Here is a 12081-nt window from a genome sequence, read left to right as displayed (position 1 = left end):
CGTCATTCAATAAGTTGATCACTTGATCTATGTTTGGGATTCCCCTGTGATCGCCTCGGTAGGGTTATATCCGTGGTGGACGAGCGTTCGGCGAAGTTTGTCGCGATGAGGGGCCGTCTGGAGATGCAGCGACCCCATCTGGACGAGCGGCAGTGGCGGATCGCTATGGGCGCAGAGGCGGATTCGTGGGGGCATGGCGGAATTGCGGCCGTTGCCCGGGCGACGGGTGCGGCCCGGAACACGATCAAACGTGGGATGGAGGAGGCCGCAGGCCCGTCGCTGGCGCCTGCCGGCCGGGTCCGGGCGCCAGGCGGAGGCCGTAAGAAACTTGAGGAGGCCGATCCGGACATCGTCGGGGCTCTTGACGGGCTGGTTGAGCCGGAAAGCCGCGGGGACCCGATGACGCCGTTGCGGTGGACGACGAAGTCGACCCGGAAGCTTGCCCTTGAGCTGACCGGGATGGGGCATCCGGTCAGTCATGCCGTGGTGGCCGAGATCCTGAAGTCGATCGGGTACAGCCTCCAGGGGACGCGCAAAAGGCATGAGGGGCGCGGGCACCCGGACCGTGACGCCCAGTTCCGCCACATCAGTGCCACCGCGGCGGCGTTCCTGGCGGCCGGAGACCCGGTGATCAGCGTGGACACGAAGAAAAAGGAGCTGGTCGGGCCGTTCCACCAGGGCGGCAGGGAGTGGCGTCGCAAGGGTGAACCGGTCGAGGTGAACGCCTACGACTTTCCCTACCTCGCCGACGGGAAGGCCATTCCCTACGGTGTCTACGACCTTGCCGACAATTCCGCGTGGGTCTCGGTCGGGGTCACCAGCGACACGGCGCAGTTCGCGGTCGCGACCATCGCCAGGTGGTGGGACGAGATGGGCCGGGAGAAGTACCCGGACGCCAGGCGCCTCATGATTACCGCCGACTGCGGCGGGTCGAACGGGAACACGGTCTGGTTGTGGAAACGGGAGCTCGCGAGGCTCGCCGCCAGGACCGGCCTGGAGATCACGGTCTGTCATTTCCCGCCAGCGACCTCGAAGTGGAACAAAATTGAGCACCGGCTGTTTTCCTATATCAGCGTCAACTGGCGCGGCCGGCCGCTCACGACCTACGAGACCGTGGTGAGCCTCATCGCCAGCACGGCCACCACGACAGGCCTCGTCGTCCGGTGCGCACTCGACCCTGCCGACTACCCGACAGGGATCAAGCTGTCCAAGAAGGAACAGGAGGAGATTCCGTTCGAGCGGGACGGTTTCCACGGCGAGTGGAACTACAAGTTCTCTTCCCATAGACCCGATATCGAATAATCAAGTTATTTTAATACGAATCCTATGGGGACGCCGACCATTTCGCTGCTGGGGTCCGTAGGCAGCGCGACGCGGGCGCGTTGCTGGACGTCTACGTCTCGGACCGCGTGCGAACGGAGTTCCCTGCGCTGGCCGAGGCCGCGCCGGATGCCTACGCGGGCGGCGTGCTGGTGCGCGGGTTCACCCTGAACGTGCACGATTTCATCGCCCGGTTACTGGACAGGTTGGAGGCTGCCGGAGTGCGGCTGGGGTTCGATGAGCAGGTGGACACCATGCTGCACGATCGCGCCAATCGGGTGGCTGGGGTACTCACCGCGCGCGGCAACTTCCACCGCGCCCACCACTACGTGGTGTCCCCGGGCGTGCATGGCGAGGATCTTCTAGCCAAGACCGAGTCCGCTGGACAGATCCACGGCGTCCTCGGTTGCTGGCTGACCGTGCCGAATCTCCGACCGCGACTTGAACACTCGCTCAAGGTTGCCCGCCGCGGGCACATCGCCGAGGACGCTAATGTCACCGTCGCCCGCGACGAGCACGGCGCTGAAGTACTAATGTTCGGCTCTGGCTACGGCTATACCGGCGCGGACCTGACCAACATCGACCGCGCTGAGCTGGCTGCGATTCACGCCGCGATCGCAGACACGGCACGACGGTTGTTCCCCCGAGCATACGCCGCAGCCGACATCACCCCCGGTGATCCTGACGCGCGGTTCTGCGTGCGCCCGTGGACTGCATCCAACCTGGGCCTGTTCGAGACGCTGCCCGCTGCGAACGGAGCGTTCGTCGTCACGGGCGGGCACAACACCGGCGGGTTCGCGCAGGCTCCGGTCATCGCCGAAGCCGTGCTGGACGCCTTGGCCAGACGCCCGCACCCGATGCACATGCTGTACCACCCGCGGCGGTCCCGCCACGTCTTCAGCGACCTTCCAGCGGCGTCCCCCGCTTCAACCGAGGCCCGCCCACCGAGGGCAGTCCCCGCCTGGGAGCAGGCGCAGCCGGTCATCTGACCGCGATCCCGTTCGCATGTTCCCCAGTTTGACAAGGATTCGGACACTCTGATGGGTATCGTTCGCGACGGCGACACCGTCCGCTTCGACTCCGACCACCCGCATCTGCGCGTCGTCCTGCTGATCTGCGACGACCCGCAGCATAGCTACCTGCGCCGTCTGGTCGGCACCCGGCTGAACCTGCTTGCCACGATCGTCGAATCCGGCGCAGACCAGCAGCGGCGACTGTGGCGGCATCACCGCTACCGGGATGCGCTTTACCGCGCCTACCAGGGCAGACGGCAAAAGCTGACGGGTCGGGCGCGGTACCGCCGGGAGTATTTCGGGGCCTTGTGTGCCGATCTGCCCGAACCGGACACGCCTGCGCACCGGGTCGCCAACGTCAACAGCCCAGAGGTGCGGGAACTCGTTGCCGGGCTGCGCCCGGACCTCACTGTGGTGTGCGGTACCGGCGTGCTCGGCCGGAAACTGATTGGGACCGTACCCGGACTGATGGTCAACATCCACACCGGATGGCTGCCGGAGTACAAGGGCAACCACTGCATCTACTTCGCCTACCGCGCGGCCGACTGGGACCGCATCGGCGCGACGGTGCATGTGCTGACCCCGGCGCTGGACTCCGGCGCGGTGCTGGACACCACCGTCCCGCCGATGTTCCCCCACGACAACGACGAGCACCTGTACTCGCGGTCGGTGCACTACGGCGTGCTGCGCACCATCGAACTCGCGGAGCGATTGGAACGCGGCGAGACGATATCGCTGCGCAAGCAGCCCGACCGCGGCACCACCTACCGGCATCGAGACCGCACCCCTCTGCCGGAACTCGCGCTGTGGCTGCGGCGGATCAGCGGTCGGCACCCAGTGCCGCTGCGGGCGGCGGCACCGCCCGCAGCCAACGTCCCCACCCCGACTTGAACCGGCGCCGCTCCCACTCCGGCGACAGGACCGAATTCGTCGGCACGACAGGGGCATCCCGCGCCCGAGAGGAAGGAATCGTGACTTCATCGTGCCAACACACCGGACCGTCGACGGCGGCTGGGACGGCGCGCACGTCCTGGGGGGGCTATGGGCTGGCGCTGGTGGCCGTGGTGATCTGGGCCGGGAACTTCGTCGTCGCACGGGGGCTGCGCGACGAGGTCTCCCCGGTCGCCCTGTCATTCTGGCGTTGGGCGATCGCGAGCGTCGTGCTGGTGCCCTTCGTGGCCCGCGCGCCCCGGGCCCAGTGGTGGCTGGCCCGCGCCCATCTCGGATACCTGTGCCTGACCGGATTCCTCGGGGTCACCGCGTTCAACACGCTGGTCTACGTCGCGGGTCGTACCACGTCGGCGACCAACCTGGCGCTGCTGGCAGTGGCCGCGCCGGTGTTCATCGTGCTGCTCGCGCGCGTGTTGGACGACACGCCGATCACCTGGATGCGGCTGGTGGGCATGATCGTCGCGCTGGTCGGGGTAGTGGTACTGATTACTGACGGGTCGCTGACCGGTCTGCGGTTCCACTCCGGTGACCTGTGGATGCTGCTGAGCACGTTGACGTTCGCCTGCTACTCGGTGCTGGTGCGACGCAAGCCGCCGCAGCTGCGGAGTTCAGTGTTCCTGGCCAGCGTGTTCGGCGCCGGCACGGCGTTTCTGCTGCCGCTGTACCTCGGGGACGTGCTGCTGGCGGACGGCCGGATGTCCCTGGACGGCCCGGTGTTGTGGTCGCTGCTGTACATCGGAGTGCTGTCCTCGGCGGTGGCCTTCACGGCGTGGAACCGGTCAATCGCCGTCATCGGCGCCTCGCGTGCGGGGTTCATCTACTACCTCGAACCGGTCGCCACCGCGTTGGTGGCGTGGCCGGTGCTGGGGGAGCGCGTGGCATGGGTGCAGGGCGTAGCGATGCTGCTGATCGTGTGCGGCGTGTTCGTCAGCAACCAGGGCCCGACGATCGGTACCACCACCAGGGGCACGACGGTGACGAATGGCGGGGAAAGTGAGCGTACATGTGCGGACTGTTCGGGATCGCCGGGACCGCCCCTGCGGAGCTCGATCCAGGGGCGAACGCCCGGCTGACCTGGGCACTGGGGCTGGCGTCCCAGGAACGCGGCGTCCACGGCGCCGGTGTGGCGTGTCTGTTCACCAGCTCGGCCACCCCCGAGGTGACCCCCACCGACCCGGCCGCCGTCGCCAACCTGAGCACGTCGCGGCTGCGGATCGTCAAGACCACGGGAGCATTCGAGACCATGCCATCGGCCACTCCGCCGGGTAATAGTGCTGGGTTCCTCAAGGCCGGGGTAGATCGGGCGAACCGGGGTATCAGCTCGCTTTGACCAGGGAGCACGTCATGCCCGCCTTCCTCTCCGCACGGCCACCCCGGAACCCGGCCGAGGAGAAAAAGATCCGTCAGCTGGCGGGTGCCCGGCACGCCCCGGCCGACTGGATCCTGCGTGCCAGGATCATCGCGGTCAGCTGGGCCGGCCAGCGCACCACACAGATCGCCACCGAACTGGAGTGTCATCCCAAGACGGTGCGGCGGTGGCTGCACCGGTTCAACCTGTCTTCCGCACGTGCGTGCGGTGAGACAGGTACGTGGTTTCTTGTTCGGATCACGTCTGGATGACCGTGATCTGTAGTGGCGGGTCTAGGACTGTTCGTGGCTGTGTCGGTCGCGATGGACTACGGGCCACCGAGCGTGGAGAAGCCGCTCGGCGCGCTCCCCGTCGTGCGTGACTACCTGGCCCGCCTCGATGTCGCGGGCACGATCGACCGGCTCGCCCCGATGCGTGACAAGGTCAACCGGGCCACCCACGGCGAGGTGATCGCCGCGCTGGTCGCCAACCGGCCGACCTCGCCGACACCGCTGCTGCACGTCGAACGGTGGGCACCTCACACCGCGCGTCGCGGTCGTAGGGGGAGGCCAAGCGACGATGCCCAGGCGGGACACCCTGCTTGTCGGCGTCCCGCTTCACGATCACCTCCCGTCCCCGGCTGTCGGTGGACAGGTAGTAGGTCTGCACCAGCATCTCGCGCAGGAACGCCACCGCGGGGATCTCGGGCAGCCAGCCGGGTGCGGTGGGCGTGCTCACCGCCCGGCACAACGCGAGCGCGTCTTGGCCGAACACCACCGTGAGGCGGTCCCGGGCCGTCGTCGACGACGGCATCGTCCACCCGTTGACACGCTCGCCGTAGCGGTGCGCCAACTCGTCGATGTCCAGGGTGTCGGCCAGCCAGTCCGGGGCCGCGACCGCGAGGGCCTCCAACGCCGCCCGCACACTCTCCCCGGCGAGTTCGGTCCGGTTCAGGTCCCGCACCGCGCTGATCACATGGGTGGAATCGGTGCGCGCCCGGCCACCGGCGCTGATCAGGCCCTGGTCACGGCAGATCTGCAGGAGCCGGTCGAAGACCACCCGTTCCAGGCCGTGGCCGGCCAGCCGGGCCCGGAACCGGGACAGCACGGTCGCGTCGAACCCGGTGTCAGTCAGCTCCGCGCCGAGGGCGTACTTCCAGTCGATCGCGCGGACCGCCATCGCCGCGGCCTGCCGGTCGGTCAGGTTCTCGGTGAACTGCAGCACCGTGACCAGCGACAACACCGCCGGCGGCAGACCCGGCGCTCCCCGCCGGCCGAACGCCGGGGTGAACGACTCGTCGACGAACACCTCGGCGAGGCGGTCCCGTAGCCGCATCGCCAACGTTCCCCGCGGGAACGCCGCCCGCGCGACCGCCACCGTCTGCGCCGGGATCTCCGGCAGCCCCTTCGGCTGCAACGACATGTGCCCTACCTCCCGCGGCCCATGAGGCGACCCGGACCGCACAGGAGATCATGCCGCACCCACGACACCCAGCCGAATTAAGCAGCAGAGTCACCCGCTACCTCAAAGCCACCACCAGCACCGACCCGGACACCGGGAAACCGGCCCCGACCTGGCACTTCGACCAGGCCGCCCTCGACGCTGAGGCCGCCACCGACGGCTGGTACGCCCTGCTGACCAACCTGGCACCCGATATCGGCCCGGCCGAGGCCCTCGCCCGCTACAAAGGCCAGGAAGTCGTCGAACGCCGCTACGGCGCGTTCAAGGGGCCGCTCGCGGTCGCGCCGATGTTCCTGCACTCCGACCAGCGGATCCACGCCCTCATCCACGTGATCTGCCTGGCCCTGCTCATCTTCTGCCTGGTCGAACGCCAAGCCCGCCTCGGCGCCGGCCCCGACGGGAAGATCCCCGGCCTCTACGCCGGTCGGCCCGCCCGCCCCACCGGAGCACTGCTCTTCAGCACACCGAGCAGGCTGCGCCTCGTGCCCGCCCGGGGCGACCAAGCCGCCTGCATCCCCCGCCCATCGGCTTTGCACCAGCACCTGCTCACCATTCTCGGCGTCGACCCGACCCGACCACCTTGATCGGAAACCGGGCCGGTCAAGGCATCGAAATCCCATGTGCGGAAGACGGGGCTAGACGGTGCCACTACCGTCGTGGCTACGTGAAGGGAGAAACGCGGTGTCTCAGCATGCTGTCCGCCACACCTCGGTCGTCAACGTCTGCGTCGTGCTGCGCCGGCCTGACGGGATGGTCCTGCTCGCAGCGCGGGCGTTGCGATCCGCGAGATGATCTCGGCAATGTGGAGAGGATCGCTGCGGTTTCCCTGGCAGGACCGGGCGTCGGCCGGGCCGGACTACCTCTGCGAAGATCGCGTTCATTCCGGCAGCGGACGGTTCGGTGCTGGTCCGAAGATCTCGCGAAGCCTGTGGCGATCGTTGATGCCGATCTTTGCGAAGATCCGGCCCATGTGGCTCTCGACGGTACGCTCGGACAATTCGAGTTGCCCCGCGATCTGCAGATTGCTCAGCCCGCCGGCCGCGAGCGTCGCGACATGGCGCTCTCGCGGTGTCAGGTTGAGTGTCCGTGCCCGGAGTACGGCGGGGGACGGGCTTCCGTCGATGTGCTCGGCCAGCAGGGATGCCCGCGCGTGGGCGACGGCGGCGTCCTGGGGGCGCCCCGTGGCTTCGAGGATGGCTGCGGCCTGGCCGGTCGCGTCAGCGGCGAAGGGCCACAAGTTGGCGGCCGCCCATCGATCGGACACCGCGCGGAGGCTGTCGGCGTCGGCGGCCGCGAGCGCGGCGGCGTGTTCGAGGGCGATCTGAGCGAATGGTCCCTCGACTCTGCCGATGACCTCGATCGCGTCGGGCGGTAGCACCACGTTCAAGCGGGTCAGTTCGTGCCAGGCATGCGCGGCGACGACATAGGCGCCGCGTTCTGCCGCAGAGCGTGCAAAGGCCTCGGCTGCCTGGGCTGCGTCGTCGGTCCTCCCGCCTTGGATGACGAGGCGGATCGCGGCGAACCGGTGGGCGTAATCATGGATACCCCACGACTGCTCGGCCAGGCCTTCCGATTCGTCGAGGGCTGCCGCGGCCGCCGCATGGTTGCCCAACTGGCTGTGGCAGTGCGCGAGTTCGCCGAGCGCCGAGCCGCGCACATCCTGCGAACGCGCCACCATGTCACGGGCGACGACGAGGGCATCCGCGTAGCGGCCCTGCAACCGCGACGACCAGCACTCGACAAGGCCGAGCACGCCCTCGGCCACCGGCCAGTCGCCGGACGGGGCCAACGCCGACCAGGCGGCGAGTTCGCTGTCGGCGTCGGCCGGACGGCCGGCGACCACATCGGCGACGGCGATCGTCATGACCAGGAACGGGGCGAGGCTGGGTCGCGCGTCACGCCAGCCCTGCCACTCGGACAGTGTCTGCTGGGCCAGTTGGACGCCCTGCGTAAGGGAGCCGGCATGGACGAGCATCCAGGCCGCGACCGTCTGCAGGTGTGCTCGCGGACCGGGAAGCAGCTGCCGGTCCCGCTGTTCCAGATGCCTCAGCGCCAGATCACGGGCATCGTGGACGCGCCCGGCGAAGCCCCAGAGCGCAGTACGCCCGCACACCATCTCATCCAGCGCCGCCTGAACCTCCTCTCCGTCCGCACCGCGTGGCACAGGCTCGGCCGACAGGGCCGCCTCCTCCTCGTCCAGCCGTGCTTCGGCCGCGGCGAGCTTTCCCAGCCCGACGCCGAGCTCGAATGCCTCCGCGTATACCGCTGCGGCGCGTTCCAGCGGCGATCGAGCCTGCAGAAAGGCGCTGCGCGCGACTTCGATCGCGCTGTGCCACTGCCCGGAGGAGGCGAGGATGAGCGACATATCGACTGCGGTCGAAGCATCCGCGCCCGCGGCAAGGGCAGCCCGAGCCAGGCGGTTCGCGGCCTGGAAGTCGTACAGCGCGAACGCCTGCCGTGCCGCACCGGCGAGTGTGGCCGCGTGGCCGGGCAGGTCGCCGTCCATCTGCCAAAGTGCGACGCGCAGCAGGTCGCCGCGGCGTCGAGCACCGAGGGTCTGGACGGCATCTGCCAGCTCGCGGGACATCCGGCCCATCCGCGTGACCGGCATGGCCTTCCGGAGGACGGTCGCATACAGCGGGTGTTGGAGCCGGGCTTCCAGCCGGTGGTCGTTCCGCTCGACGCGGATCAGTCGCGCGGCCTCCGCCTCTTCGACTGCGGCGGCCGAGGTCAGCGCGACGAGGACGGTGACGCCGATCGGCTCCGACAGCGCCAGGTACTCCAAGACTGTGACGGCTTCGGCTTCGGCTTCGGCTCCGGCACGCTCGAACCTGCCCGACAACGTGTCGATCGCCGAGTTTCCCAACAAGGGCTGACCGCTCCACACCCACACGCCGTCGTGCTGTCCGAGCGTACCAGCGACCTTCCCCGCCGTGATCAGCGCTTCCAGTAACACGAGATTCCCACCGGTAATGGAGCGGAGCTCCGAGACCGTACGGGCGTGCACCGGCCCGCCGAGAACCCGTTGCAGCAGGTCCCTGACATTGGGATCGCCCAAGGGGGCTAGATCGTGACGGACCAGGACCCGGTCCCGCCACAGATCCTTGACCTCGTCGTCGGCGGGCTCGTCGACGTTGACCGTCGCAAGGATGTGGATCCGGGGTTTGCCCGCGACCAGGTGCAGGGCGGCGGCTGACTGCGGGTCGAGGAACTGCAAGTCGTCGACGACCAGCACGAGCCGCCCGTCACCAGTCAGTGACTCGGCATACCGCCGGATCCGTTCAGCCTCCCATTTCGGCGTGTTGTGCGGCCCCCGCCGTGACGACCCGGCTGGGTAGATCGCGTCGAGGACCTCGAACGACATCCGATGCAGAATCCGCGTCGGGTGCATCCTGACGGTCACAAAATGCGGCGGCAAGGCGCAGACGGCCTCGTCCACCAGCCTGGTCTTCCCCACCCCGGACGTCCCGGCCACGATCAGCCCCGGGCTTGCGCTGCGCTTCAGCGTCGCGACGATCTCGCGCACTTGGTCCGCGCGCCCGATGAACGGCCAGGCAAGCGTCATGGCCGGATGCTATCCGCAGCGGCCGCATCCCGACCAGTGTCGCAGAGTTCTTCAATACGTACTCCAGTACGCAAAGGCCGCGGAGTTCGCGCCTAGGTACCGGACGGCCGACCATCGCCGACAGTAGCTTCGAAATGACGCATCGATCGAAGGAGCGGCTATGGCGGCAGTGATCCAATGCGACACCTGCGGCACCGTCGGGCCCGAGCTCAAGATCAAGGGCTGTCCCCACTGCGGCAGGCACATCTGTCAGGACTGCGGCCGCGCCGCGGTGGGCCAGGTTCCGAACATCGGAACGGTCAAAAGAGTCTTGCTGCTGCTCGTCGGGGTCTGCCCGAGTTGCCGTGACCCCGACGCTCCGCTCGTCTCGGTCGTGCTGTCGAGCTGGTGAGGCCCAGCATGGCCGCGTCTCAGGTAGCCAAAGCAGCCAAGTCGAGCATCCGGCCGGCGGGCACACGGCGATTGGGAATCGAATTCCACGGTCACCCCGCAGCACGCGCCGTGAAAGCGCGTGCCTACCACGGCATGCACGAACCAGAAGAGGAGAAAGCGAGTGAAGACTCCACCGAGGGCGGCCCATCGATGTCGGAACAGATCCTTCGTTCTCCGCGTTGCAGCACTGGTGGTCGTCAACGCCACTTTCCTTGCTGCGTGCGGAAAATCCGCAGTGCCGTCCCCAGTCCACAGCGATAGCGGCGCCAGCTCGGCCGGGCTGGCATCAACAATCAGCCATTCTGGTGGCCCGTCCGGCACGAATGTTCCGTCCACTAGGTCGGCCGCCTCAGTAACGACTGACAGTGATGCGTCGGCGAGCATACCGTCGAGCCTGGTCGGCGACTGGGCGATCGTCGGCTCCGGCGTCACCGGGCATGGCGCGGCGAACGAGTACTCCTTCACCGCTGACGGCAAGGTCATTCATACTCTCACCAACGACCTCTTCAACAGCCAATGCTCCGGCACTGTCTCCGTTGCCGGCGACACGCTGCGATTCCACTTCACAAGTGCGAACTGCCAGGGCGGAGACGCCGTGAAATGGTCCGTTCGCGGTTCACTGCTAACCCTCGGCGGGAACCGTTACACAAAGAGCGGTGCTCCGCTGCTGGCTGCGGACTGCGCGACTGGCTTGTGGAGCCTTGAGGACGCCGGCTCCTGGTACGAGGAGGATCCCATGTCGGTCTGGGATCGCAGCGCTACCGGCACCGTCACCGTCCAGGCCCACGACGGAGCCACCCGCACGGTTGAACTCCGTCCGGACGGTACGGGCAGTGACAAGTTCGACGCGAGGCTCCTCGGTTACGGCGACGACCACCGGCTATACGAGATCTACGAGTCTGGGAACATCTCGTTCCGCTACTCGATCAGCGGCAGCACACTCACGTACTCGTCCGTGAGTGGCGCGATCTCGGTGATGCTCGCGCTGGATGGCTCTCATGGCAGCCCGAAGCAGGCCAGCCTCTCAAAGCTCGACCCCGAAAACATCGACTGCTCAGCAGAGGAGATGACCTACCAGGACACCGGGTCCAACGTACTGTTCGTCAGGAATCAGGGCTAGCAGTCACACGTATCTCCACCATATGTCCTTTGTTCCCTGGTTCGAGCGTTGGCACCGTGCAGCTGTCAGCCCCGCTGTCGCAGAACCAACCCGACTGCACCATGGTCGGCCTGGGCCTCTCCGCCACCGACTACAACATCTGATGGCTACGAAAGACGAAGACCACGCGCACCCGCACCCGCAGACCCGGCCGCGGCCAGCATGTGGACTACCGATGGGAAGGATTTCGATGTCCGACTACCAGTACGAACAAGCACGCGACGATCAGCGTCGTCTTGACGAGCAACGTGAGAACACACGGATCTTCGACCAGGTGACGCAAAGACAGCTCGACGATGCCCGTTCGGCACGGGAGCGTGACGACGCTTTGTCGGGCGGAAGCACGGTTCGCGGCACGCTCCCGTCGTTCCCGGTGGTGTACCCCGGAGGGAGGCCATCGCGGTCTACTTGGCGCCGAGAGAACCGGCCGCTGACCCGCGACATCACCAAGACGATGAAGGACCTGAGGGCGCTCGCAAGCGGCACATCTCCACCTAGCTGGTGGAAGCGCAACCATGTCACTGGATGGCTGGCGGCGGCCGCCGCAGCCATTGTCGCGGTCGCGGCTCTAGCGGAGGACCAAAAGCAGCGTGAGGCCGAGGCGACCTCCGGCCAGGCCGCGTACGACGAGTCGGACCATGACGAGACGGAGTACGTAAGGACCCGTGCGATCGCAGCGGAGCACGAATCGAGACTCGCCGCCGAGTGGGAATACGGAAAGGCATATGCGGCAGCCGAGGACGAAGCAAGCCCGCTCCCGGCACCTCCGCTTTCTTCAGGGGACGTGCCCCCGGCCTCGTAGGCCACTGCCCTAAGCTTGTCGTTTAACTGG

Annotated in this window: 11 protein-coding genes and 1 pseudogene; 10 read left to right on the top strand and 2 right to left on the bottom strand. The window is 67.5% G+C overall.

The features are described from left to right. Window positions 1-105 precede the first annotated feature (105 nt). The 6 genes and pseudogenes from NBX02_RS06725 (at window position 106) to NBX02_RS06700 (ending at window position 4904) form a co-directional block, all read left to right on the top strand. Entirely contained in the window at window positions 106-1302 is a 1197-nt protein-coding gene (locus NBX02_RS06725; protein WP_250290482.1) for an ISAzo13 family transposase, read from the top strand. Window positions 1303-1367: 65 nt separating this feature from the next. After that, window positions 1368-2309 (top strand): annotated as a pseudogene (locus NBX02_RS06720) (NAD(P)/FAD-dependent oxidoreductase); the annotation flags it as partial. A gap of 51 nt (window positions 2310-2360) precedes the next feature. Further along, on the top strand, window positions 2361-3224 hold the full coding sequence (locus tag NBX02_RS06715; RefSeq protein ID WP_250284475.1) for a formyltransferase family protein: 864 nt from the start codon (window positions 2361-2363) through the stop codon (window positions 3222-3224). A gap of 80 nt (window positions 3225-3304) precedes the next feature. Beyond that, window positions 3305-4357: a DMT family transporter gene (locus NBX02_RS06710; protein ID WP_250284477.1), complete on the top strand. Its 1053-nt coding sequence runs from the start codon at window positions 3305-3307 to the stop codon at window positions 4355-4357. Continuing rightward, window positions 4288-4614, top strand: a complete 327-nt coding sequence (locus NBX02_RS06705) for a hypothetical protein (protein WP_250284479.1) — start codon at window positions 4288-4290, stop codon at window positions 4612-4614. The genes NBX02_RS06710 and NBX02_RS06705 overlap by 70 nt, the downstream gene beginning before the upstream one ends. 14 nt (window positions 4615-4628) lie before the next feature. Then, complete coding sequence (locus NBX02_RS06700) at window positions 4629-4904, top strand: helix-turn-helix domain-containing protein (RefSeq protein ID WP_250284481.1); 276 nt, start codon at window positions 4629-4631, stop codon at window positions 4902-4904. Between the two features lie 172 nt (window positions 4905-5076). On the opposite strand, the gene NBX02_RS06695 is transcribed toward NBX02_RS06700, so the two are convergent. Beyond that, window positions 5077-6054: a transposase gene (locus NBX02_RS06695; protein ID WP_250284483.1), complete on the bottom strand. Its 978-nt coding sequence runs from the start codon at window positions 6052-6054 to the stop codon at window positions 5077-5079. Between the two features lie 50 nt (window positions 6055-6104). Here NBX02_RS06695 and NBX02_RS06690 point away from each other — a divergent pair, with 50 nt between their 5' ends. Beyond that, window positions 6105-6677 (top strand): hypothetical protein, encoded by a 573-nt coding sequence (locus NBX02_RS06690; protein WP_250284486.1) that lies wholly within the window; start codon window positions 6105-6107, stop codon window positions 6675-6677. Between the two features lie 293 nt (window positions 6678-6970). Here NBX02_RS06690 and NBX02_RS06685 read toward each other — a convergent pair whose 3' ends face one another. Beyond that, window positions 6971-9658: a LuxR C-terminal-related transcriptional regulator gene (locus NBX02_RS06685; RefSeq protein WP_250284488.1), complete on the bottom strand. Its 2688-nt coding sequence runs from the start codon at window positions 9656-9658 to the stop codon at window positions 6971-6973. A gap of 160 nt (window positions 9659-9818) precedes the next feature. Between NBX02_RS06685 and NBX02_RS06680 the strand changes: the two genes are divergently transcribed. The 3 genes from NBX02_RS06680 (at window position 9819) to NBX02_RS06670 (ending at window position 12051) form a co-directional block, all read left to right on the top strand. Then, window positions 9819-10049, top strand: a complete 231-nt coding sequence (locus tag NBX02_RS06680; RefSeq protein WP_250284490.1) for a hypothetical protein — start codon at window positions 9819-9821, stop codon at window positions 10047-10049. A 231-nt stretch (window positions 10050-10280) separates the two neighbouring features. Further along, a complete protein-coding gene (locus tag NBX02_RS06675) occupies window positions 10281-11210 on the top strand; it encodes a hypothetical protein (protein ID WP_250284492.1) in 930 nt (309 codons plus the stop codon). Between the two features lie 229 nt (window positions 11211-11439). Then, on the top strand, window positions 11440-12051 hold the full coding sequence (locus tag NBX02_RS06670) for a hypothetical protein (RefSeq protein WP_250284493.1): 612 nt from the start codon (window positions 11440-11442) through the stop codon (window positions 12049-12051). Window positions 12052-12081: the final 30 nt, after the last annotated feature.

Origin of the sequence: Protofrankia sp. CiP1_Cm_nod1 (assembly GCF_920888515.1) — a bacterium.
Taxonomy (GTDB): Bacteria; Actinomycetota; Actinomycetes; order Frankiales; family Frankiaceae; genus Protofrankia.
The sequence above is the reverse complement of the archived record's forward strand: the minus strand, read 5'-3'. Positions and strand labels throughout refer to the sequence as shown.